Here is a 23,064-nt window from a genome sequence, read left to right on the forward strand (position 1 = left end):
GAGCGCGACCTCTGGAGTCCCGCCTGACCCCGTCGACGGGCGCAAGCTCAGCGGGCTGAGTCGAGGAGACGACGGACCGCAGCGGGCGAGAGGTCGGCGCCGTGCGCACCGACACCTGTGACGGCGACAGCCGCGGCAGCCGTCGCCCACCGAGCAGCCTCGACCAGCGACTCACCAGCACACAGGGCACCCGCGAGGGCACCGAGGAACGCATCTCCCGCACCGACCGTGTCGACGACATCGACCGACCACGCAGGAAGCGCCGTGATCACGCCATCGTGACGGACGAGCACACCAGCCTCGCCGAGCGTGACGATGACATCGCCGTACGGCAGCGAACCGAGCACACGTTCAGCGGCGGCGGCATCGAGACCGGTGCCCGTCGCATCCGTCGGAAGCCCGGCGAGATCAGCGAGTTCACCCTCGTTGACCACGAGGATGTCGACGAGGTCCAGCACCTCTGCGGGAACCGATCGCGACGGTGACGGGTTCAGGATCACGCGCGAGTCGGCCGCATACTGGCGGATCGCGGCGTGAACGGTCGCCTCGGGGACCTCGTGCTGCAGGACGACGATGCCGGGAGCCCGCGTCCCTCGCGCGCGATCCGCCACATGCGCCGGCGACAAGCGTTCGTTCGCGCCGGGCGCGACGACGATCGCGTTGTCGTCGGGCGTGACGAGGAGGACGGCGCGTCCCGTCATCGTGTCGTCGAAGCGGAGCACCCCCGAGAGGTCGACACCGGCCGTGCGCAAGGGTGCGAGAGCGACCTCTGCATCCGGGCCGACTGCAGCGAGCAGCGTGACATCGGAACCGAGCCGCGCGGCGGCGAGCGCTTGATTCGCACCCTTGCCGCCACCGGTCTCGAATGCCCCGCCGCTCGACATCGTCTCGCCGCTGCGTGGCAACCGACCGATGTGGACACCCAGATCGACGTTGACGGAACCGATCACGAGCACATCCGTCTGCGAAGCGTCGCGATCCCTCGAGTCGCGGATCGGGGCGGCGGTGGCGTGGGTGTCTGTCATGGCTTCACTCCGTTGTGGGAAATGCATTTCCCCAATCAATCATGGGACGGATCGACTGTCAACCTCGCGCTAGCATTGCGGAACGCGACCGAGCCTGAGACGGGTGGACCATGACGAAGCGGGTGAGCCTCAAAGAGGTGGCCGAGCACGCCGAGGTGTCCGTCCCGACCGCCAGCCGCGTCCTGTCGGGCGTCGACCGCAACGTCGACACCGCCCTCGCCGAACGGGTCCGCACCTCGGCGGACGCACTCGGCTACCGCGTCAACGCCGCCGCCCGAGCGCTCCGCCGCCAGTCGACCGACACCCTCGCCCTCCTCGTCCCCGGCATCGCGAATCCGTACTTCGCGGAACTCGTCGCCGCGTACTCGCAGCGCCTCGCCGAGGAGGGGCGCAGCCTCGTCACGATCGACACGAACGAGGACGTGGCCTTCGAAGCCGTCCAGCTCCGCAACCTGGATCGGGGCCTCGTCGACGCGGTCCTCGTGGTCCCCGTCTCCACGAGTGAGAGCGGCACGGCGATCAGGGAGCTCCAGCGAACGCGGCCCATCGTCCAGGTCGACCGCACGGCGGACGGTGTCGATGCGTCATCGGTCGGGCTCGACAACGCGGCGGGGGTCGGACTGCTCGTCGACCACCTTCGGTCCACCGGCCGCCGACGCATCGTCCTCGTCGACGCCCAGCACGGCAGCTCCGCCGGCCGGGAACGTCTCGCGAGCTTCCGCGCCATCGCCGGGCCGGACGACTGGGTCATCGAGATGCCGAGCTTCACCCTGAGCAGCGGCATCGATGCGGCGCACCGCCTCCTCGACGACCGACGAGGCGCCGATGCGGTCATCTGCGCGGCCGACGTCATCGCGATCGGCATGCTCACGGCGCTCCAGCAGGCCGGGAAGCGGGTTCCAGAGGACATCGCGATCACGGGATTCGATGGGACGAGTCTCGCGAACGTCGTCGAACCGGGGCTCACCACGCTCACGTCACGGGCGGACGACATCGTGCAGGAGTCGTTGCAGCTCATCGACTCCCCCACCGTGACCGTGGCGCTGAAACCGTCGCTCGACGCCCGCGGTTCGACGCTCAGGCGCTGAGCGGACGTACCGCGCAGGACTAGCCGTTCAGCGCCCGCTGCAGGGCGTCGCGGAGGTCGGCTTCCGACCGGAACTCGACGAGCCGGTCGTTGATGAAGATCGTCGGCGTCCCGTTCACTCCGAGGGAGCGCCCGGCATCGAAGTCGGCTCGGACGCGCGTCTCGGTCGCCGGATCGGCGACGGCCGCGTCGTAGGCGGCGAGATCGAGCCCCAGCTCCTCGGCGAATCCGCGGAACATCTCCGCCTTCGAATCCTGCTGCTCGCCCCACTCCGCCTGCGTCGTGAACATGCGCTGGTACATCTCCTCGAATCTGCCCTGCTGGGCGGCGGCCTCCACCGCCACGGCGGACGTCATCGAGTTCCGGTGGCCGGGGATCGGGAAGTATCGGACGACGAACGTGACCCGATCGGCGTACTCGGCCTTGAGCCGCTCGATGCTGGGGTACACCGCGCCGCACACCTCGCACTCGAAGTCGAGGAACTCGACGAAGGTGACCGTGCTGCCCTCCGGGTCCGTCAGGCGGTGGCTGTCCTCGGCCACCGTCGGCGAGGCATCGGTCGGGCCAGCCTGCGTGCGTGCCGCGTTCGACGTCGCGGAGACGATCCAGATCGCGGCGATGGCGACGGCCACGGCGATCACGGAGCCGATGGTCCATGCGGTGCTGGTCTTCATGGGCCAGGTGCTGGTCTTCATGGGCCGCTTTCTGCCGACGACGTGGTCGCCTCGACCCTAGCAACGCGACCCTGGTGAACCCCTGGTGCCCCTCGTGCCCCTCATGCTCCCGGTGCGCCCTGCATTCCTGCGGCGCTCCCAGCGGCGCGGGTTATGATCGGCACATGTCTGTTGCAGTGAGCACCCCCGCGGTGCAGAAGGAGGTCTCCGGCGCCACACGCGCCGGCGGCAGAGGCTGATGCCCGTCGGCGATCGTCGCGATCGCCGGCCGTTCGTCGTACCCGCCGGGGCCGTCCCCGGACCGGACCTCTTCCTCATCACTCCTTCTCACAGAGAGCAACATTCATGCACGCCATCGACGAGAGCGCGATCCGCGCCTCCTTCATCAACGCCTCTCGCAAAGAGGCATCATCCGTCACGCTGCCGGCAGGGTTCGCGACCGTGGACTTCGACACCCTCGACTTCCTCGGCTGGTCCGACCCGAAGATGCCGCGGCGCGCGTACGTCGCCACCCACCTGGAAGACGGCTCGCCCGTGTCCGTGCTCCTGCAGCAGGCGGAGCAGCGGACCCTCGCCCGCGCGCAGTGCTCGTGGTGCCAGGACGTCACCCTCCGCAACGACGTGCAGTTGTTCGTCGCCCGGAAGGCCGGCCCAGCCGGTCGCAAGGGCGACACCGTCGGCACGTTGATCTGCGCGAACTTCGCCTGCTCCACCAACGTGCGCATGCTCCCGCCGCTCGCGTACGAGGGCTACGACCGCGAGACCGCGCGCGAATTGCGGATCCTGCAGCTCCAGGAGAACGTGCAGGGCTTCATCCGCAAGCTGCGCGACTGACGAAGGGACTGACGAAGCGACGAGGTCGGGCCCCCAAGCCTCACACGCCGAAGGGAAGCAGCTTCCACACGCCCGCGGCGGTTTCGCGGCGCTGCGCATGCGGCGTCCTGGCGAGCGTGGAGGCGAGCATCATGATGCCGAGCCCGACCTCGTCGACCGTGACCCACGCGGGGACGCGACCCGCGGCCTGCGCCTCGGGCAGCTTCGCCGCGAGGATGCCCGTGATGCGCAGGGTGAGGTCGTCGGCTTCGCCCGTTTCGCCGAGGCCTGCTTCGTCGTCGCCCTCGCGCTCGCCCTGCACGTTCCGACCGTCCGCGACGAGTTCGAAGAGCGCCGTCGACACGATGGCCTGCTCGGTCACGAGGCCGAGGACGTCCTCCAGGGTGGAACTCGGTTCGTTCGCGAGCGCCTCGAGGTCGTCGAGGTTCTGCTGGAAGACGGCGATGGCGAGGCTCAGGCGCGTCGGGAAGTGCCGGTACAGACTCCCCTGGCCGACGCCTGCGACCTTGGCGACCGCATTGAGCGGTGCCGCGAGCCCTTGAGCGGCGAAGACCTCTCGGGCTGCGGAGATGAGCGCCGCCCGATTCTGTGAAGCGGCTCCGGGTCCTCGATTGGCGCGCGGAGAAGGGGTCACGAGTTCTAGACTAGCCCTACCGGACACTGTTGTCCGGTTCACGTCGAAGAGTTGAGGAACAGCATGAGCGAGAACCGTTTCACCGGCAAGACCATCATCGTGACCGGCGCCGGATCAGGCATCGGCCGGGCGACCGCCACCCGCCTCGCCGCAGAGGGCGCGACCGTCATCGCGACCGACATCGTCGAGACGGGCTTGACCGAGCTCGTCACGGCAGCCACGGGAACCGTCGTCACGGTGGTCGGAGACGTGAGCGAGGCCGAGACGATCGCCTCGCTCATCGAAGCGGCGGCCGGGAAGCTCGACGGCGTCGCGAACGTCGCAGGCATCATGGATCGTTTCCTGCCCGCCGGCGAGATCGACGACGCCACGTGGGACCGTGTCATGCGCGTCAACGTCACCGGCCCCGTCCGCCTCATCCGCGCAGCCCTGCCACTGCTCATCGCGAGCGGCAACGGGTCGATCGTGAACGTCGCGTCCGAAGCGGCCCTCCGCGGATCGGCGGCAGGCGTCGCCTACACGGCGTCGAAGCACGCGATCGCCGGCGTCACGAAGAACACGGCGTTCATGTACGGACCCCAGGGCGTGCGCACGAACGCCGTGGCGCCGGGGCCGGTCGCGACGAACATCGAGGGCACGCCCGGTTCCGAGCTGGGAGCGGCGCGGATCTTCCCGATCCTCGGCGCACTCGCGCTGCCCGTCGCGGAAGCCGACCGGCTCGCCGCGGCGATCACGTGGCTGTTGAGCGACGACTCCCTCAACATCAACGGCGTCATCCTCCCGAGCGACGGCGGCTGGTCCGCGATCTGACGCAGCTCGACAGCGTTTCACTGCGCGGTTCGGGTGGGTCCCCGGGAGCAACACCCACACGAACTGCGCACTGAACCGATCAATCCGCGCCTCAGCGGGCGAGCAACTCGCGCAGAGCGGCGATGACCGCGGCGGGGGCCTCCTCGGCCATGAAGTGGCCCGCGTCGAGCGTCCGGTGGTCGAGGTCCGGAGCCCAGGCGCCCCAGAGCGCTGCGGCGTCGTAGCCGAGCGCGGAGCCCCAGTCCTGCTGGATGACCGTCACGGGCATCGCGAGGGTTCGTCCGGCATCGCGATCCGCCTGATCGTGTCGGACATCGACGCCGGCGGACGCGCGGTAGTCGGCGACGATCGACGGCACCGCCTCACGGGACGCCCGCAGGTACTCGGTACGGTACTCAGCCGGGATCGCCTCCGGGTTCGAGACCCAGCCGTCGATGAACGACGCGAAGAAGGTGTCCGCGGTCGCCTCGATCATCGGTTCCGCCACACCCGCCGGCTGCGCCATGAGGTACAGGTGCCACGCGACCTTCGCATCGGCGCCCTTCAGGATGTCCCACATGTCGAGCGTCGGGAGGACGTCGAGTGACAGCAGGTGCGTGACCGTCCCCGGGTGGTCGAGGGCGGTGCGGATGGCGACGAGCGCGCCGCGATCGTGACCGGCGAGCGCGAACGTGGTGTGGCCGAGCTCACGGGCGACGGCGACGACGTCCGCTGCCATCGTCCGCTTCGAGTAGGTGTCCTCGTCGGCCTCGGCGGGCTTGTCGCTCGCGCCGTAACCGCGGAGGTCGGGGACGATGACGGTGTGATCAGTCGCGAGATCGGCGGCGACGTGCCGCCACATCACGTGGGTCTCCGGGAAGCCGTGCAGGAGGACGACGGCCGGACCGGAGCCCGCGACGGCGACGGCGAGGGCGACGTCGTCGGCAACGGTGATGCGGCGGTAGTCGAAGTCCGGGATGGTGAGGGTCATGGGAACGCCTTTCGAATTGGTGATGGCTCCACGATCCCCTCCGCCGATCAGCGCTCGATCAGCGCGGCAGACGCCCCGGTGCCCGTCGCACCCGTGAACCCGCGTCAGGCCCGTGAACTACAGTGGCCGGATGAGCGACCGCCGAGCATCGCGCGTCCGAGTGCGGGTGCTCGGGCAGGTCGAAGCCGAGCTCGATGGGACGCCGCTCCCACTCGCGAAGCCGAGACATCGGGAGATCCTCGCGCTCCTCGTCATCGCCGGCGGACGCGCTGTTTCGACCTCGACCCTCATCGATGAACTGTGGGACACCGCGGGGCCCGGTGCGGTCGGCGCGGTCCGCACCTTCATCGGCGAGCTCCGCCGCATCCTCGAACCCGACCGGGCTCCGCGCACGCCGCCTCGCGTCCTCGTGACCGTGGCGGACGGTTACGCCCTGCACCTCGCATCCGACGGCACCGATCTGCAGCGGTTCGAGCGGGCCGTGCGGGAGGCGGCGGACCTCCCGACCGACGGCCAGGCGGACACCGGCGGCGACGCCGACTCCGTCGAACGCCTCCTGTCCGGCGCCCTCGACGAGTGGCGGGGCACTCCGTTCGCCGAGTTTACGGACCGCCCCTGGGCCGACTCGGAACGCGCACGACTCGACTCCCTGCGCGCCGGCGCCGTGGAACGCCTCGCCGAAGCGCTCCTCACCCTGCGGCGACCGACCGATGCCGTCCCGCTCCTCGAACGGCAGACCGTCCAGCATCCGTGGCGGGAGCATTCCTGGCGGCTGCTCGCCCTCGCGCTGTACCGGAGCGAACGCCGGACCGACGCGCTCGACGCCGTCCGACGAGCACGCACCCACCTCGTGGACGAGCTCGGCCTCGACCCGGGCCGACGGCTCGCCGACCTCGAACGCGACCTCCTCCGCAACGATCCGTCGCTCGAGCTGCCGGAGGGCAGCGAATCGCTCCTCCTTCGCGCCGCGTCCGCGCACAGACGGACCGGGAGTCGCGCGCAGCTCGAGAGCGCGAGCGCCCTGGTTACTGGTCTGGCGGTCTCGGGCGAACTGGATGCAGCGGCCGAGGAGCGCATGGCGATCATCGAGGCCGCGCAGGCCCTCGGCGATCCCGAGCTCGCCGCCCGCATCGTCGGCGGGTTCGACGTCCCGGGCGTGTGGACGCGGTCCGACGACCCCGTGCGATCAGCAGCGATCGTGGACGCCGCGACCCGACTGCTCGCATCGCTCCCGCCCACGGCATCGGATCGATCCCGCGTCAGGCTGCTCGCGACGGTGGCGATGGAGTCGCGCGGGACCGCCGATCGGATGCCGGAGGCGATGGCGGCCGAACGCTCGGCCCGGGGGATCGGCGATCCGCAGCTCCTCTGCTTCGCCCTCGCCGCCAGGCACATGCAGTGCTTCGAGACGACCGGTCTGGCCGCCGCGCGCGAGGCCATCGCGTCGGAACTCGTGTCGATCGCGATCGCTGCGGAGCTGCCGACGTTCGAGATCCACGGTCGGCTCAGCCGGATGCAGGCGCTGTGCGCGCTCGACGACATCACTGCTGCAGCCGTCGAGGCCGACGCGGTCGACGCGCTGGCCCGCCGACACGAGCGGCCGCTCGCCTCCGTCTTCACGGCGTGGTTCCGGTGGACCTTCCTCGGTGGGGCGGACACCGTGGGAGCGGAGGCGCCCCCTGCTGGCGAGGAAATGCCCGGATTCACGGGCGGGATCGTCGCGCTGGCTACCGTCGCATCGAGTCTTCGGAACGGGCAGCCGCCGAACGGGATCGACCCGGCAGCGCCCAGCTCAGCCGAGCTCGGCCCCTACGAACCCTGGGTCCGTCCGGTGCTCCTCAGCCGATCCGGACAGACCGCGGAGGCACGAGCGGCCCTCGACGTCGTCCTCGATCCACCGCACGACCTCCTGCAAGAGGCCCTGTGGATGCTCATCGGCCACGCTGCGCTCGAAACCGGTCATGCTCCGGCCGCGAGACGAGCGGTCGAAGCACTCATCCCTGCCTCCACGGAACGAGCCGCGGGAAGCGCCGTGGTCGACCTCGGTCCGATCGCCCCGCTCCTTGCGGAACTGCAGCTCCTGGCCGGCTGAACGAACGCCTCGTGACGCGCGGGCGACGGCCGGAACATCACCGCAGATCACGGGAAAAAGAAAAGGGGGCGCTGGCGACGGATCCCCCCGACTCGCCAGCACCCCGCTACCCCATAAACAAGATAGCTGACTTATTCTGGTTTGTGCACCCCATGTGTCGGACAATTTCTCGATAATTAACCCTGAGTGAGCAACATCCGACATGGGCGACGGATCAACGAGGGGCAGAACTGATGCGAGACAGTAGTAATGGAGCCGCAACCGGCCGAGCGGTGCAGCAACGATCCATCGCGACACGGACGGCACTCCTCGACGCTGCAGGCCGCGTCTTCTCGCGACTCTCCTACGCGGAAGCGCGCCTGCGCGACATCTCCGAAGAGGCCGGCATCAGCCAGGGATCCCTCTACTTCCACTTCGGCAACAAGGAGGACATCGCCACGGCCGTCCTCGAAGCGCAGCAGGAGAAGATGACCTCCGCGCTCGCCTCCATCATCGAAGGACCGGAATCCGGCCTCGACAAGATCCTCATCCTGAGCGAGGCACTCGCACTGCTCATGGCGACCGACCCCATCGTCCAGGGCGGCACGAAACTGTCCACCCAGGCGGGAACCGGCTTCGAATCGGCCGCGCGCGAACCGTACTTCGAGTGGATCCGCGTCGCCACGTCGCTCATCACCCAGGGCGTGGAGGACGGCTCCGTCCACCCCGGCGTCAACCCGGGCAGCGCGGCAGAATTCGTCAACCAGCTCTTCGTCGGCGTCCAGGTCCTCTCCGAACTCGAAGACTCCTGGAAGTCGATGCCCGGCCGGATGCACGAAGCCCTGCCGCACATCGTCACCGTTCTTGGTCGCGCCCACCCCGGATCATGAACGACGCCTCGTGGCGAGTTCCCCCCGGCGCCGCGCACAAGCGCAACGCCCGCCACCTGTGGCTCGGAACCGCAACCCCGACGGACGCCACCGAAGTGTCCATGACGTTCCAGACCCCCTCTCACGGCGCCCCACCGCGCTTCGCGGAACTCGTCGAAGTGCAGCGGCAGGCCGGCATCGTCTACGCCCACCACGCCCTCGCCGTCGGTGAGAGCGACGTGTTCATCCTCACCTCGATCGGGCTCGAATTCGATCGCCAACCGGGTGGTCCGACCCTCGACCACCTCGACGGCACCGTCGCCGTCCGAGGCGAAGACCTCGCTCAGGGGCGGGGACGTCCGAAGTCCGCGATCCTCGACTTCTCGATGGTCGCCGACGAGCAGCCGTTCGCCCGCGGAGCCGCGACCGTGACCTTCGTCCACGGGCCCGTGTACGAGCGGATGCGACGGCGCGAACTCGACGCGGATCCGACCCCTCCCGCACCGGAACCCGACGTCCCCCGCACGACCGACGTGATCTCGAGCACCGTCGCGACCGATCCGACCGACCCGATCCTCGCCGACCACGGAGGCGACCACGTCTCCGCGATGGCGATGGTGTGCGCGATCGAGGCATCGCTCCGCGCCGAACGACCGGGCTCGCTCTTGGAAGCGCTGCGGGTCGACTTCACGAGCTACGCCGAACTGACGCCGGCGCCGACGCTCGACTACCGACTCGATCCGGCGGGCGCCTTCGACGGATCGATCACCCAGGCCGGACGACGAAAAGCCGTGTTCTCCGGTCGGATCACCGTCTGACCGGGTCACCCGCCCGCACGATCGCACCCACGCCGCCGCACCCGCACCGCGCACCACCGAACGCACCACACCACCCGAAGCACCACACCACCCGAACGCACCACCGCACCAAAGGGGAACCATGGGCACCACCGCGATCAGGCATCTCGCCGTCGTCACCGGAGCGACCGGAGGGATCGGCGCCGCCGTCAGTCGAACACTGAGCAGGGACGGTTTCGCGGTGGTGGTCCAGTTCAACAGCAATCGGGCCGCCGCCGACGAACTCGTGTCGTCGATCCACGCAGAAGGGGGCAGTGCGCACGCCCTGCAGGCGAATCTCGGAACCGATGCCGGGGTTGCACGCTTCGGTGACGAGGTCGCCGAGCTGCTCCTCGCCCACCCCGAGTACGAGCTCCGGGCGCTCGTCAACAACGCCGCGAAGCTTCTCGGCCCGTCGTTCTTCGACGCGACGCCGGAGCAGTTCGACGTCTACTTCGCGATCAACACAAAGGCGCCCTTCTTCATCGCCCAACGCTTGTCGAAACTGATGACCGCCGGCGGCGCCATCGTCAACGTCTCATCCGCCGGCGTGCACTTCTCGAGCCCAGGCGACATCGTCTACGCGATGTCGAAAGCCGCCGTCGAATCGTTGACCGTCAACATGGCCGAGGCGGTCGCGAAGCGCGGCATTCGAGTGAACGCGGTCATCCCCGGGTTCACCGACAACGGCCACGACGCGTTCAAGGTCGATGCCGTCCTCGAGTACATGTCGGGCTTCGCCGTGCTCGGTGGCGTCTCGCAGCCGGAGACCGTCGCCGAGGCCATCGCGTTCCTCGTCTCGGATCGCTCATCACGAACGACGGGGACGACGCTCGACGTGAGCGGCGGAAGCACCATCGGGGCCCGCGGTTCACGCGCCGGGTCCGTCGCACATCTGATCGAGGGAGCTGAGCCCGCATGATCTCCGTGGGAGACCTGCTGTACGTCAACCGTCTCGTCCTGGGGCTCGTCGAAGCCGAACGGAGCACGACCCGCGCGCATGTGCTCGCCTGGGCCGAGGAGCGCAGCCTGCTCGAACGGATCCGCCTCGAAGCTGCGGTCGCCGGTTTGGATACCTCGGAGCTCGACGGCAGATTGTCTGGTGAACAGGCGCAGTTCGCCGAGGACCTCATCGCTGCCTGGGGCGAGCATGCGCGCGCCGACGAGGCCGCGAGCCACGAGCGCGGCAAGCTCGGCGAATCGAACGGATGGGTCTTCCTGTCCGCCGGTCTCACCGAGCTCATCGGCCTGTCCGTCGGCTCGACCCGTCTCGGCTGGTCGTGAACGCGTCCCACGATCTGGAGAAGCCGCGCACGACGACTGCGCGACTCTGGGTGAGCGTCTGAGCACTCCCTAGACTGGCGGGATGGCTCTTCCCGGTTTCGTGTTCTCCCGTTTCCCTGCGACAGTGCTCGACGACGGCACCCCTGACGACCCCACCGCCGCCTGGATGTACGCCGCATCAGCTGCCTTCCACGACTCCGTCCAGAGCGACGAGCAGCTCCGCCAGGCGGGGGCGAACGTCGTCCGAGACGCACGCACCTACACCTCGGTGTACGACGAGGCGGCGCCGGACGGCTTCGACGGGAAGGCCGTGCCGATCGCGACCTTCGGGACGTTCCCCAAGCAGTTGAACCTGGGACGCGACCGTTTCGTCGACGCCCACCTCATCACGGGCGTCACCGTCCGCCCGACGCACCGGAGGCGGGGGCTGCTCCGCGAACTCATGACGAACGACCTGCACGATGCCGCCGAGCGCGGTTTCGGGGTCGCCCTCCTCACGGCGAGTGAGGCGTCGATCTACCGCCGCTTCGGATTCGGCAAAGCGTCCTTCACCCGCGTCGTCCGCGTCGACACCGGCCCGCGTTTCGCGCTCCTCAACCAGCCGGCCGGCCGCATCGAGGTCGTGGATCCGCTCTGGCTGGCTCCGCGGACCGAGCAGCTCTTCACCGACTTCCACCGCTCCACCGCGGGCTCGTTGGAACGGACCGCGCGCTACAAGGACTCCGTACTCGGCGCGAAGCCGGGCGAGACCGGACCCGCCGCGAGCACACGGGCCGCCGTGCACGTCGCCGCGGACGGAACGATCGACGGCTACGTGAGCTTCCGCGTCGAGGAGGGGAAGCTCCCGGGAGAACAGTCCCGCCTCGAGGTCATCGACCTCATCTGGGCGAGCGACGACGCGTACCTCGGACTCTGGCAGCACCTCGCATCGGTCGACCTCATGCAACTCGTCCGATGGGACTCGGCCCCGATCGACGACCCGCTCACCTGGGCGCTCCGCGACTCGCGGTGCATCGCCGTCGAGTCCGTCGAGGACATGCTCTGGGTGCGGATCCTCGACGTCGTCTCCTCGTTCGAAGCACGGCCGTACCTCGGTGACGGCAGTGTCACGATCCGGGTGCACGACGCGCTCGGCTACGCGGCCGGCGACTTCCGCATCGAGATCTCGAGCGGTTCAAGCGGTCCGAGAGATTCTGCCGGCTCCCCGACGGTGACGAGGCTGGGTGACGCGGGCGCCGCCGACGGCATCGATCTAGAACTCGACGCGTCCACGCTCGGCTCCCTCCTCCTCGGTTCCGTGCGTCCGTCGGTCCTCGCTCGTGCGGGCGATGCGACGATCGCCGCTGGTGCCGCCGAGCGCCTCGACGCCTTCTTCGCCCCGACCGCGACCCCGTACTGCATCTCTCACTTCTAGCCCTCAGCTCGCGAGGGGTCGCACATGGTGGGTCCAGACCCCCGCGCACTGACCGTTAGCGACCCCTCGCGGGCTGCGAGCAGGATGGAGGGGTGGCCCGGTCGAATCGGGCAGGCAGGTGGGTGATACTGGGCGCTGGGCAACCGGGCCCGGGAGGGCCGGAGCACGGAGCACAGGGGGACGACATGAGCGATGCGGGGATCACGCTGACGGAGAACGAACGCAAACGGCGCTCCCTCCAGCGGAGGATCCCGCTCGGCATCGCACTCGGAGCAGCGATCCTGGCACCGTTCACCGCCAGCCTCGTCGGACGTCAGCGCATGCTGGTGGTCCTCGGGCTCAACGGCGGCCAGATCACGGTCATCCTCATCTCCATCGCCTTCCTCGGCGTGGGCATCGCCCTCGCCTTCGCGGTCAAGCGGCTCAGTGAGCGCCGTCAACTCGCCGGGTCATGGCTCGGACTCCTCCTCGGAGTCGTGTTGTGCTGTGGCGCCGTCGTGGGAGCGATCGCGTTCTTCCTCGCGAGCTTCTTCGAGCTCACGATCATCCACGCGCCGGGCACGGGGCGGACCTGGGCGGTCGAAGAGATGGGATTCGATCAGACCGACTACATCCTGTACACGGGCGACGGCGCCATCTACACCCAGGTGCCGGAAGGGCCGCGCTTCGGTGGGAACGACCTCCCGAGCGGCATCTTCCGCAACGGGAACTACCGGGTCGACGTCATCGGTGGCGAGTACTTCCTCCGCTATCCGCTCGGCAAGGGGGGCGCCTTCCTCGGATCCGTCCAGCTCCCCTCCCCCACAACCGCTGATCGCTGATCGCTGCACGGGAGAAGGAGAACCGCGCGACAGAAGGACGGATGCTCACGAAGCGTCCTTCTGTCGCGCGGTTCTCCTCTTCTCGCGCGGCGCTCACAGATCGCCGGACCTCCTGATAGCGTCGCAATTCAGCGACTGGTGCTCTGAGGCCAGTGGTTGAAGCAGGTAAGGGAGAGGGATTCCGATGACGCACGACCTGATGACACCCGAGACGAACGTCCAGCGGATCATGTGGACCGGCACGATCTGGTTCGCAGCGGCGGTCGGCGGCGTCGCGATCACGATGGGGCCGCTGCTGTCCTCCGGATGGCGCCCGGCGGAATTGCCGGGCTGGCTACAGGTCGTGTGGTGGATCGGGGCGGCACTCGTCGGGTTGAGCCTCGGACTCATCGGCTGGTCCGGCTGTCCGATCCTCGAAGTCAGCGTGCCCGTCGCCGACCGCAACAAGACGCGGACGATGCAACTCGGCACGCTGCTCTTCATCGTCGGCGGCGTCATCGCACTCTTCGCGGTGCTGCTGGGACCCGCGCACTGAGGCACCCCGGTCACTGAGCCCGTCGAAGTGCCCCGGTCACTGAGCCTGTCGAAGTGCCCCGGTCACTGAGCCCGTCGAAGTGTGGAGTCACGCCCTTCGACAAGCTCAGGGACCGGGCCCGCTCAGGGACCGGGCGCCTCACCCACAACTCAGCTCCCGGCAGCGGAAGCGATCCGGAACACCTCGATGCCGAGGGCGGACAGCGTCGCGAGCCCGAGCCGGCCGCGCCACGACCGCCACCGACCGGGAGCACCGACGGCGAGCGCCGCGGACTCCACCTGGTACTGAATCTCCGAGCCGAGGAGCCTGACTGCACGATCCGGGATGCGCCCGGCGACGCCGGCGACCGTGATCACCACACGGATCGCATCGGCGGTGATCTGCGATTCTCGTTCGTGGACCGCGTCGAGCCCTCGGGCGATCGACGACTGACCCGGAACGGCGCGCACGGCCACCACGACGACAACGGCCCGCTCGGATACGGGTTCGTCCGGCGGGACCTCGGTCGAGATCGTCCGGATGCCGAGGTCCCGTGCTCCCTGCCGCAACGCTTCGACGAACTGTTCGGCGTCCCCTCCGAGCAGCATCACGGGCGCATTCGTGGGGTCGGACGGGAGGGCGCGCCCGTCCGCCGCCGAGCCGCCGCGGCTCATGACGGCACCGAGTGCACTCGGTCCATCATGCGGACGACCCGGTCGTACACCTCGGGCAATGGCGCCGCGTCGGGCCGGCCGTCGTTCAGCACCCACTCCTCGAAGGCGAGTCGGAGTCCGTACGTCGCCGTGTAGACGATCGCCCGAGCCTCCTGCAGGCCGTCTTCCAGCTCGACGGCCTCGTGGATCATGCCGGCGAGACGGATGTTGCCGTCCTCTTCGGCGTTGAGCGATGCCGCGCGCATTCCCGGATTCGCGATCAGGAGCCGCTGCACCCGGACGAGCTGCTTGCGCACACCATCGGCTTGGCCGCCGATCTCGACGGTCACGGAACGGAACGCGGAGACCAGCTGGCTGAGTACGGATTCGTCCGTCCGGAGGGTGGCGATCATCGCCAGCATCACCTCTTGGAACGCGTACTGTCCGCTGAGCGCGGCCACTTCCTTCGACGGGAAGTAGCGGAAGAACGTACGACTGGAGATGCCGACGGCGGCGGCGATGTCGGCGACCGTCGTGCGGTCGACGCCGCGTTCCTCGAAGAGGTCGAGGGTCGCGTCGGTGATCGCGGAGGCGAGTTCGGCGCGTCGCCGCTCTCGAAGCCCCAGGACCGGGACCGCGGTACCCGCTCCGGCTTCGTCCGTGCTCTCGTCCGTCATGCCCTCAGCATATCAACAGCTTCTTCTCATTGTGACAAGTTGTCGCACTGTGACACGATGTCTCACTGTAACGCTTTACTGAAGACGGAGTTCGCATGGACAGCACCACAACCACAACCAGCCTCGGACGGGGTGCCGACGCGGGCGCCGGAACGGGCGCCGACGCGAGAGCTACGGAGACGCCCGCCAGCTCCCGGAGCGCGGCCCCCGTCATCGGCGTGCTCATCGTCTCCGCCTTCGTGATGATCCTGAACGAGACGATCATGGGCGTCGCCCTCCCACACCTCATGAAGGACTTCGACATCACGGCGTCCGTGGCTCAATGGCTCGCGACCGGATACATGCTCACGATGGCGGTCGTCATCCCCGCGACCGGCTACCTGCTCAACCGATTCAGCATCCGACCGATCTACCTGACAGCGATCAGCCTCTTCGTCCTCGGTACCCTCATCGCAGCACTCGCACCCAGCTTCGGCGTCCTGCTCATCGCCCGCATCGTGCAGGCGTCCGGCACGGCCGTGATGATGCCGTTGCTGATGACGACGATCCTCAACGTCGTCGCCCCCGCGAAACGTGGGCAGATGATGGGCACGATCTCGATCGTCATCGCCGTCGCCCCCGCGATCGGCCCGACCATCTCGGGCCTCATCCTCAACTCGCTCAGCTGGCGCTGGATGTTCTGGTTCGTGCTCCCGATCGCCGCCGCAGTCCTCATCGTGGGCGCGTTCGCCGTCCGCAACGTCACCACTCAACGCCCCACGAGCCTCGACGTCCTCTCGCTCGTCCTGTCGGCGTTCGCGTTCTCTGGACTGATCTTCGGGCTGAGCAGCATCGGCGAGAGCCTGCAGGGGCACGCGCCGATGCCGATCTGGATCCCCCTGACGATCGGAGCGGTCGCGCTCGCGGGATTCATCGCCCGCCAGCTCGTCCTGCAGCGCTCCGACTCGGCACTCCTGGACCTGCGCACGTTCAAGACGCCGTCGTTCTCGCTTGCCGTCGTGCTCGTGTTCGTGAGCATGATGGCACTGTTCGGCGCGCTCATCATCCTGCCCCTCTACCTCCAGAACGTGCTGCAGCTCAGCACACTCACAACGGGGCTCGTGATGCTCCCCGGGGGGCTCGTGATGGCCGTGCTGTCACCGATCGTCGGAGCCCTCTCGGACCGCCTCGGCGCCAAGCCACTCGTCATCCCAGGCACGGCGCTCATCGCGACGGCGCTGCTCCTGTTCGCGATGCTGCTCGGCCAGGACACCTCGTCGGTGCTCATCGCGGTCCTGCTCGGCATCCTCAACGCAGGTCTGGCGTTCACTCTGACGCCGCTGCTGTCGTCCGCACTCGGCGGATTGACACCGGCACTGTACTCGCACGGCAGCGCGACGATCAGCACGCTGCAGCAGGTCGCCGGCGCGACTGGCACTGCCCTCTTCATCACCCTCATGACGACGACCACGACGACCCGCCTGTCGGAGGGAGCAACGGCTCTCGCCGCGGGTGCGGCCGGCGCCCACACCTCGTTCCTCTGGGGAGCCGCGTTCGCCCTCGCTGCGGTCGTCATCAGTTGCTTCATCCCGCGCCGCCCGAAGGCGCCCCTCCACGAATCCGTCTGACCATCCACCACCGAACACAAGGAGCACCACCATGCAACTCACCGGCAAAGTCGCGATCATCACTGGCGGCGCAGGCGGCATCGGCCGAGGCCTCACGAGGGCCTTCGTCGAAGCCGGGGCGAAGGTCCTCTTCGTCGACGTCTCGGCGGACGCGGGCCGAGCACTCGAGCAGGAGCTCGGAAACGATGCGCGCTTCCTCGAGATCGATCTCGCGAGCCCCCGGTCCGCGGAGACCATCCGCGACGAAGCGCTGGACGCGTTCGGTCGCATCGACGCCCTGGTGAACAACGCCAACTCGTCCACCCCGGCGCCGCTGCTCGCGGTGGACGACGCGAACCTCGAGCAGGTCTTCAACTCGAGCTTCCTCCCCACCCTGCGACTCATGCAGGCCTGCCACGACGCCCTCGCATCCTCCCAGGGCTCGATCATCAACTTCGCCTCCGGCGCCGGACTGAGCGGCGACCCGAACCAGGGCTCGTATGCAGCCGCGAAGGAGGCGATCCGCGGGATCACACGCGTCGCCGCCAACGAGTGGGGGCCGGAGGGCATCCGCGTGAACGTCGTCTGCCCGTTCGCCCTCACCGACGGCGTGAAGTGGTGGACCGACGCCTACCCGGAGCAGGCGGCGCACGCGCTGTCGATCGTCCCGCTGCGCCGCATCGGCGACATCGCCACGGACATCGCCCCTCCCGTCGTCTTCTTCGCGAGCGACGCCTCCCGGTACATCACGGGCCAGACGATCATGCTCGACGGCGGCGGCATCAAAATGCGCTGACCGCCCCTGCGTCACACGCTCATCGGTGGCGTCCCGCTGTTCCGCGCACTCGCGGACGACAGGACGCCACCGATGAGCGGCGCCGCGAGCTACAGTGCGTCGTTCGCGGGAAGCAGGTCCGCGATGCCGACACGATGATAGAACTCGTGGCGGATGCGATCGGCGACCGCGGACACGACCTCGCTCCCGTCACGACTCGGGTCGACGTGACTGCGGAACGGACGCGAGCCGGGGGCGAGTCCCACGATGCGGACGATCTCATCGGCGACCGACTGCACATCGGCCCCGTCCGGCACGATCGAGGCGAGGCGGTCCGTGAGGTCGCCGCGGAGCCGTCCGTACTCAGCGTCGTAGGCTCGCTCGCGCTCGGCATCGGCCGGCTTCCCGGCGTTCGCGAAGTGGTTCGTTCCGGACGTGAAGGCGCCCGGAACAACGATCGAGGTGTCGATACCGAAGCGGATGACTTCGGCCGCGTAGCTCTCCGCGATCGCATCCATCGCCGCCTTCGCCGCGAAATAGGGCGCGAGGAACGGCGGGTGGCCGCCGCGGGTGGAGGAGCTCCCGACCCAGAGCAGCAACCCGCTGCCCTGCTCGCGAAGGAGTGGGAGCACGGCACGATTCACGCGCTGTGCACCCAGGACGTTCACGTCGTACACCGCGGCGAGCTGCTCCGGCGTGAAGGCCTCGACCGGCCCCAGCACCATGTGGCCGGCGTTGTGCACCACGACGTCGAGTCGACCGTGGCGGCCGATGATCCGGGCGATGGACTCCTCGACGGACGCTTCGGACTGGATGTCCATCTCGACCGCGGAGATCGTGATCCCCTCGGCCAGCGCGACCGAGTCGAGTTCAGCGACCACCGACGCGTTGCGCCCGGCCGTGTTGCGCATCCCTGCCACCACATGATGCCCGGCCCTCGCGAGGGAGAGCGCGGACCGGTAACCGAATCCGCTCGATGCGCCCGTGACGACGACCACCTGGGGCACCTCGCCGATGCCGGGCGTGCTCTGTCCTGCAGTCCCGGTCATCAGACGATCCCGCCGTTGGCGCGGACGACCTGGCCGTTGACCCAGTGCCCGTCTGGGCCGGTGAGGAACGCGACGACGCCGGCGATGTCGGCCGGGGTGCCGAGGCGTTCGAGCGGCGGTTGCTTGGCGAGGTGTTCGATGGTGGCTTCGTCCTTGCCGTCGAGGAAGAGGTCGGTCGCAGTGGGGCCGGGGGCGACGGCGTTCACGGTGACGTCACGGCCGCGCAGCTCGCGGGCGAGGATGAGTGTCATCGCTTCGACGGCGCCCTTGCTGGCGACGTAGGCCCCGTACGTCGGGAACTGCAGTCCGACGACGGAGGTGGACACGTTGACGATGGCGCCGCCGTTGCGGATCCGACGGGCGGACTCGCGGGCGACGACGAAGGTGCCGCGGATGTTGGTGCGATGCTGCGCGTCGAGGTCGGCGAGATCGAGGTCGGCGATCGTCGAGAGCGACATGCGGCCTGCCGAGTTCACGACGACGTCCACGCCGCCGAAGGTCTGCTCGGCGGCGTCGAACATCGCCGCGACCTCGTGTTCATCGGCCACGTCGGCTTGAGCCGCGATGGCCCGCCCGCCGGCTGCCGTGATGGTGTCGACCGTCTCGGCCGCGGACGATGCGCGTCCCGCGTACCCGACGACGACGGCGAATCCGCGGTCGGCGAGCGTCGTCGCGACGGCCCGGCCGATGCCGCGTGAGGCGCCGGTGACGATCGCGACGCGCTGTTCCTGTTCAGACATCTGTTGCTCCTCAGAGGGTATGGACACGGCTGTTCGGACATCTCGATCTCGATGATTCGATGCCGCCGTATCAGTGCTATGCGGAAACGATAACACAGATTCGTAGCATCGGTAACAAGTTGTCGTATCATTGATTACATGATGACCGAGAACCCGGCTGCGAGCACCGTCGCGACTCTCTCCCCCGAGACCGCGAGCCTGCGCGAACGCATGCTCGCCGCCGCAGAAGAGCAGCTCGTCGCATCGACCGACAACGAGATCGCCACCCGCGCCGTGTGCGATGCCGTCGGCGTCACCCAGCCCGTCCTCTATCGACTCTTCGGCGACAAGCGCGGTCTCCTCGACGCCCTCGCAGACGCCGGGCTCGAACGCTACGCGGCGATCAAGGGCGCCGAGGCCGAGACGGCAGACCCTGTCGCCGACCTCCGCGCCGGCTGGGACGGCCACATGGAGTTCGCTCGCGAGAACCAGGCCCTCTACCAACTGATGTTCGTGCCGCGACCCTGGTCCACGTCGACCGCGCGCGAACGCATCCTCGGACTCCTCGACAAGACCCTCACCCGGTGCGTGGCGATCGGCGCGCTCACGGTCTCACCGCAGATCGCGGCCCAGCTCATCCTCTCCGCCAACGTGGGGCTCGTGCTCAACCACATCGCGAAGCCGGAATTGTTCGCGGACGCCTCCCTCTCCCACCGGATGCGCGATGCCGTGTTCGCGTCGATCCTCCTGGAGCAGCCGGATGCGGCGAGTGCCGCGCCCATGACCGAGGCCGGTTCACCGATCGGGGCGGCCGCGGCCCGCCTGCGCGCCCAGCTCGCCCTCTCCGGCACGGAAACCCTCGAGCCCGTCGAGTCTGCGCTCCTCGACCGCTGGCTGGAGCGCGTCGTCGACGCGGACTAGCCCGGCTCGCTCTCCTTCGCGACGCAGTCCACGAACAGCGGGATCAGCGGATCGGCGTTCCCCGTATGCCAAGCGATGCCAACGGTCCACTCGGACGAATCAGTATCGATCGGGAGCAGCTGCACACCCGCTGGGGCGATCGCCTCCGCGCTGGTGGGCACGATCGCCGAGCCGACTCCGGCCGCGACGAGGGCGAGCACCGTGAGCAGATCCGAGGTTTCGTGCTGCAGCGATGGCCGGCAGCCGAGGTCGGTGAAGAGGAGCTCGGCCTGAGCCGTGAGACCGGGGCCACGGGACGGCACGAGACGGATGAGCGGCCGCTCGTCCAGCCACACGCGGAGAGCGTTCCGGCTTCCGTCGGGGAGCGGCTCTCCGGCGGGGACTGCCACCGCGAGGCGGTCCCGATGAATCTCGCGCACGGTGATCCCGCGCGGTGCGGGCAGGCGCACGAAACCGACCGTCAGCCGTCCGGTCTCGAGCGCCTCGAACTGCGCAGAGGACGACATGTCCTCGAGTCGCACCTCGACCGATGGGTGCGCCGTCCGGAACGCGGCGACCGCTTGTGGGGCGACATCGATCGAGGACATGCCGAATCCCACGGCGAGCGATCCCTCCAGGCCCTCCGCGACCCGACGGATCCGCCGATCGAGGTCGTCCGCACGCCGCAGGAGCTCGACGGCGTCCGCGAGGACCAGCTGGCCAGCGGCGGTGAGCGCGGCCCCGTGACGGCCCCGCACGAAGAGCGCCGTCCCGCCCTGCCGCTCCAACTGTTGGATCTGCTTCGTGAGCGCGGGCTGCGTCACCCGCAGGCGGGTGGCGGCAGTGCCGAAGTTCCCCGTCTCGGCGACGGCGACGAACGATCGCAACAGACGCAGCTCCACGATGCTCCTCGCCTCGGGCTCGACGTCCATTCCCTCAAGGAATTGAATGGCGAGCACTTGTCATTGGACAGAATGCTTCAGCACGCCGAGCCTAGAGGAACGACCCCAAGGAGTTCCCATGCCGCACCACGATTCCGCAAACGCTCCCGCCGCCGCCGCTCCCGCAATCGCCGCCGACGCACCGGCTGACTCCGCAAGCATCAGGGCGTCCGTCATCCAGTTCGAAGCCGTTCCCGATGATCCGGACGCGAACCTGGAGACCGTGCGCCGGCTCGCGTTCGCGGCCGCAGCCGAAGGGGCCGAGCTCATCGTCTTCCCGGAGATGTGCCTCCTCGGATACTGGCACCTCCGCAACCACACGGCCCAGCGGCTCCACGAACTCGCAGAACAGACGTCAGGTGTCCGTCTCGGCGCCGTCCGCTCACTCGCTCGCGAACTCGACGCGGGCATCGGCGTCGGTTACCTCGAACTCGGCGATGACGGCCGCCTCTTCAACGCGTACTCGGTGTGCCTTCCGGACGGCTCGACCCACACCCATCGCAAACTCCACGCGTTCGAGCACGACGCGATCGCGAGCGGCTCGGCGTTCACCGTCTTCGACACCCCCTGGGGCGTCCGCGCCGGCATCCTGATCTGTTGGGACAACAACCTCGTGGAGAACGTGCGAGCAACGGCGCTGCTCGGTGCGACAGTCCTCATCGCCCCGCACCAGACGGGTGGCACCGATTCCCGCAGCCCCCGCGGCATGAAGCCGATCCCCCTCGAACTCTGGGAGGACCGCGCCGCGGAGCCCGCCGCGATCGAAGCCGCGTTCAGGGGCCCGAACGGGCGCGGCTGGCTCCTCCGTTGGCTCCCTTCACGCGCGCACGACAACGGGCTCTTCATCCTGTTCAGCAACGGGGTCGGACGAGATGATGACGAGATCCGGACCGGCAACGCCATGATCATCGATCCGTACGGAGCGATCATCGCCGAGACCTGGATCGCCGATGAGGCGATCGTCACGGCAGATCTCGATCTCGACCTCGTCCCCCTCTCGACCGGCAGACGATGGATGCGTGGAAGGCGACCCGAGCTCTACGGGCTCCTCACCGAGCGCAGGGGCGACGAACTCGATCCGCGGGCCGCGCGATTCTCAACGGAGCCCGTGCGGCCGTGACACGGGCTTTCGCTCATCGGGGTCCTGTTGCGGTCCACGAGCTCTCGGTCCAGCGTCACGACACCGATGAGCACAGGGAGCCGAGGAAGCAGCAGCCTCAGGAACCGTCGCGGATGGCGGCGAGGGTGCGCGCTTCGAAGGCGACGTCCGTGAAGGTGGCCGTGGTGCCCGCACCCGTCGGGGACTGGGCCAGGACGCCGAGCTTGATCGTGTCCGGAACCGTCTCGCCCATCGAGAAGTAGCGGACGAGCGACCATCTGACGGCATCGGCAGAGCTGTGCAGTGCGAACACGTTGCCCATGCGCGCGATGCGGAGGTACGCGCCGGACGGGCCGATCTCCCAGCCGTTCGCATCGTCGGACGTCCCGCGCGTGACGACGGTCACGACATCGACACCGCCCACCGGATCCCGCTCGGAGCAGATCTTGAACCAGTTCTCCGCATCGATCCAGCCGATGAGGACACCGGAGTCGAAGCTGCTCGAGAACTCCGCCGTCACGTGCGCGCTGAAGACGAAGTCGCCGGTGACCTCGGCGAGGAAACGTTCGGCATCGGGCCGCCGCACTGTCCCGGACGGGTGGACGAACAGGTCTGCACCCGCCGCGGCGGTCAGGACCACTCGGCCGTCCTCAACCACGGGGGCGATGCCGGACGACGGCCCCTCGGAACGGAACGGGAAGGGGACGCTCGGAACGACGATCTCGGCCATGCGCCCAGCCTAGATGCGACGGACCACCCGCAGGAGAACAGGAGAACAGGAGAACTGCCTGAGGCGAGGACCGATCCGTGGATCCGTCCTCG

Annotated in this window: 25 protein-coding genes; 15 read left to right on the top strand and 10 right to left on the bottom strand. The window is 68.7% G+C overall.

The features are described 5' to 3' along the window. Positions 1-47: 47 nt before the first annotated feature. Positions 48-1,025 (bottom strand): ribokinase, encoded by a 978-nt coding sequence (locus ACQ3HB_RS14670; protein WP_430920881.1) that lies wholly within the window; start codon positions 1,023-1,025, stop codon positions 48-50. Positions 1,026-1,135: 110 nt separating this feature from the next. Between ACQ3HB_RS14670 and ACQ3HB_RS14675 the strand changes: the two genes are divergently transcribed. Beyond that, positions 1,136-2,113 (top strand): LacI family DNA-binding transcriptional regulator, encoded by a 978-nt coding sequence (locus tag ACQ3HB_RS14675; RefSeq protein ID WP_430920882.1) that lies wholly within the window; start codon positions 1,136-1,138, stop codon positions 2,111-2,113. Between the two features lie 19 nt (positions 2,114-2,132). Here the strand turns inward: ACQ3HB_RS14675 and ACQ3HB_RS14680 are convergent, their stop codons facing one another. Beyond that, on the bottom strand, positions 2,133-2,807 hold the full coding sequence (locus ACQ3HB_RS14680; RefSeq protein WP_430920884.1) for a DsbA family protein: 675 nt from the start codon (positions 2,805-2,807) through the stop codon (positions 2,133-2,135). A gap of 324 nt (positions 2,808-3,131) precedes the next feature. Here ACQ3HB_RS14680 and ACQ3HB_RS14685 point away from each other — a divergent pair, with 324 nt between their 5' ends. Then, entirely contained in the window at positions 3,132-3,620 is a 489-nt protein-coding gene (locus tag ACQ3HB_RS14685; RefSeq protein WP_430920886.1) for an FBP domain-containing protein, read from the top strand. Between the two features lie 40 nt (positions 3,621-3,660). Here ACQ3HB_RS14685 and ACQ3HB_RS14690 read toward each other — a convergent pair whose 3' ends face one another. Then, a complete protein-coding gene (locus tag ACQ3HB_RS14690) occupies positions 3,661-4,254 on the bottom strand; it encodes a TetR family transcriptional regulator (RefSeq protein WP_430920888.1) in 594 nt (197 codons plus the stop codon). A 63-nt stretch (positions 4,255-4,317) separates the two neighbouring features. Here ACQ3HB_RS14690 and ACQ3HB_RS14695 point away from each other — a divergent pair, with 63 nt between their 5' ends. Further along, positions 4,318-5,064 (top strand): SDR family NAD(P)-dependent oxidoreductase, encoded by a 747-nt coding sequence (locus tag ACQ3HB_RS14695; protein WP_430920890.1) that lies wholly within the window; start codon positions 4,318-4,320, stop codon positions 5,062-5,064. Between the two features lie 91 nt (positions 5,065-5,155). On the opposite strand, the gene ACQ3HB_RS14700 is transcribed toward ACQ3HB_RS14695, so the two are convergent. After that, positions 5,156-6,034, bottom strand: a complete 879-nt coding sequence (locus ACQ3HB_RS14700) for an alpha/beta fold hydrolase (protein WP_430920892.1) — start codon at positions 6,032-6,034, stop codon at positions 5,156-5,158. 130 nt (positions 6,035-6,164) lie between these two features. Here ACQ3HB_RS14700 and ACQ3HB_RS14705 point away from each other — a divergent pair, with 130 nt between their 5' ends. The 8 genes from ACQ3HB_RS14705 to ACQ3HB_RS14740 all read left to right on the top strand — a co-directional run bounded on the left by ACQ3HB_RS14705 (position 6,165) and on the right by ACQ3HB_RS14740 (position 13,864). Further along, entirely contained in the window at positions 6,165-8,126 is a 1,962-nt protein-coding gene (locus ACQ3HB_RS14705) for an AfsR/SARP family transcriptional regulator (protein WP_430920894.1), read from the top strand. A gap of 233 nt (positions 8,127-8,359) precedes the next feature. Next, positions 8,360-8,995, top strand: a complete 636-nt coding sequence (locus tag ACQ3HB_RS14710) for a ScbR family autoregulator-binding transcription factor (protein WP_430920896.1) — start codon at positions 8,360-8,362, stop codon at positions 8,993-8,995. Between the two features lie 101 nt (positions 8,996-9,096). Beyond that, a complete protein-coding gene (locus ACQ3HB_RS14715; RefSeq protein WP_430920898.1) occupies positions 9,097-9,792 on the top strand; it encodes a hypothetical protein in 696 nt (231 codons plus the stop codon). Between the two features lie 121 nt (positions 9,793-9,913). Then, positions 9,914-10,732 carry an SDR family NAD(P)-dependent oxidoreductase gene (locus ACQ3HB_RS14720; protein ID WP_430920899.1) on the top strand — a complete coding sequence of 273 codons (819 nt, stop codon included), beginning with the start codon at positions 9,914-9,916 and terminating at the stop codon, positions 10,730-10,732. Then, positions 10,729-11,094: a hypothetical protein gene (locus tag ACQ3HB_RS14725; RefSeq protein ID WP_430920901.1), complete on the top strand. Its 366-nt coding sequence runs from the start codon at positions 10,729-10,731 to the stop codon at positions 11,092-11,094. Before ACQ3HB_RS14720 ends, ACQ3HB_RS14725 begins: the two co-directional genes overlap by 4 nt. An 82-nt stretch (positions 11,095-11,176) precedes the next feature. Then, complete coding sequence (locus tag ACQ3HB_RS14730; protein WP_430920903.1) at positions 11,177-12,508, top strand: GNAT family N-acetyltransferase; 1,332 nt, start codon at positions 11,177-11,179, stop codon at positions 12,506-12,508. Between the two features lie 185 nt (positions 12,509-12,693). After that, on the top strand, positions 12,694-13,329 hold the full coding sequence (locus ACQ3HB_RS14735; RefSeq protein ID WP_430920905.1) for a hypothetical protein: 636 nt from the start codon (positions 12,694-12,696) through the stop codon (positions 13,327-13,329). 184 nt (positions 13,330-13,513) lie between these two features. Next, positions 13,514-13,864, top strand: coding sequence for a hypothetical protein (locus ACQ3HB_RS14740; RefSeq protein WP_430920907.1), 351 nt, complete (start codon positions 13,514-13,516; stop codon positions 13,862-13,864). Between the two features lie 149 nt (positions 13,865-14,013). Here the strand turns inward: ACQ3HB_RS14740 and ACQ3HB_RS14745 are convergent, their stop codons facing one another. Together ACQ3HB_RS14745 and ACQ3HB_RS14750 are read right to left on the bottom strand one after the other, a co-directional pair. Further along, on the bottom strand, positions 14,014-14,517 hold the full coding sequence (locus ACQ3HB_RS14745) for a hypothetical protein (RefSeq protein WP_430920908.1): 504 nt from the start codon (positions 14,515-14,517) through the stop codon (positions 14,014-14,016). Further along, positions 14,514-15,173 carry a TetR family transcriptional regulator gene (locus ACQ3HB_RS14750; RefSeq protein ID WP_430920909.1) on the bottom strand — a complete coding sequence of 220 codons (660 nt, stop codon included), beginning with the start codon at positions 15,171-15,173 and terminating at the stop codon, positions 14,514-14,516. The genes ACQ3HB_RS14745 and ACQ3HB_RS14750 overlap by 4 nt, the downstream gene beginning before the upstream one ends. Positions 15,174-15,268: 95 nt before the next feature. On the opposite strand from ACQ3HB_RS14750, the gene ACQ3HB_RS14755 reads away from it, so the two are divergent. Continuing rightward, entirely contained in the window at positions 15,269-16,780 is a 1,512-nt protein-coding gene (locus tag ACQ3HB_RS14755) for a DHA2 family efflux MFS transporter permease subunit (RefSeq protein WP_430920911.1), read from the top strand. 31 nt (positions 16,781-16,811) lie between these two features. Next, positions 16,812-17,555, top strand: a complete 744-nt coding sequence (locus tag ACQ3HB_RS14760) for an SDR family NAD(P)-dependent oxidoreductase (RefSeq protein WP_430920913.1) — start codon at positions 16,812-16,814, stop codon at positions 17,553-17,555. An 89-nt stretch (positions 17,556-17,644) separates the two neighbouring features. Here the strand turns inward: ACQ3HB_RS14760 and ACQ3HB_RS14765 are convergent, their stop codons facing one another. Beyond that, positions 17,645-18,583, bottom strand: a complete 939-nt coding sequence (locus ACQ3HB_RS14765) for an SDR family NAD(P)-dependent oxidoreductase (protein ID WP_430920914.1) — start codon at positions 18,581-18,583, stop codon at positions 17,645-17,647. Continuing rightward, the gene (locus ACQ3HB_RS14770; protein WP_430920916.1) at positions 18,583-19,323 is read right to left on the bottom strand and encodes an SDR family oxidoreductase; all 741 of its coding nucleotides are present in this window, start codon (positions 19,321-19,323) and stop codon (positions 18,583-18,585) included. Before ACQ3HB_RS14770 ends, ACQ3HB_RS14765 begins: the two co-directional genes overlap by 1 nt. Positions 19,324-19,461: 138 nt before the next feature. Between ACQ3HB_RS14770 and ACQ3HB_RS14775 the strand changes: the two genes are divergently transcribed. Next, on the top strand, positions 19,462-20,223 hold the full coding sequence (locus ACQ3HB_RS14775) for a TetR/AcrR family transcriptional regulator (RefSeq protein ID WP_430920917.1): 762 nt from the start codon (positions 19,462-19,464) through the stop codon (positions 20,221-20,223). Here ACQ3HB_RS14775 and ACQ3HB_RS14780 read toward each other — a convergent pair. Continuing rightward, complete coding sequence (locus ACQ3HB_RS14780; RefSeq protein WP_430920919.1) at positions 20,220-21,134, bottom strand: LysR family transcriptional regulator; 915 nt, start codon at positions 21,132-21,134, stop codon at positions 20,220-20,222. The genes ACQ3HB_RS14775 and ACQ3HB_RS14780 overlap by 4 nt on opposite strands. Before the next feature lie 88 nt (positions 21,135-21,222). Between ACQ3HB_RS14780 and ACQ3HB_RS14785 the strand changes: the two genes are divergently transcribed. Further along, positions 21,223-22,263, top strand: a complete 1,041-nt coding sequence (locus ACQ3HB_RS14785; protein WP_430920921.1) for a nitrilase-related carbon-nitrogen hydrolase — start codon at positions 21,223-21,225, stop codon at positions 22,261-22,263. Positions 22,264-22,360: 97 nt separating this feature from the next. Here the strand turns inward: ACQ3HB_RS14785 and ACQ3HB_RS14790 are convergent, their stop codons facing one another. Then, complete coding sequence (locus ACQ3HB_RS14790) at positions 22,361-22,972, bottom strand: DUF1349 domain-containing protein (RefSeq protein WP_430920922.1); 612 nt, start codon at positions 22,970-22,972, stop codon at positions 22,361-22,363. Positions 22,973-23,064 lie beyond the last annotated feature (92 nt).

This window comes from Plantibacter lichenum (genome assembly GCF_050587525.1).
In the GTDB taxonomy this organism is placed as follows: Bacteria; Actinomycetota; Actinomycetes; order Actinomycetales; family Microbacteriaceae; genus Plantibacter.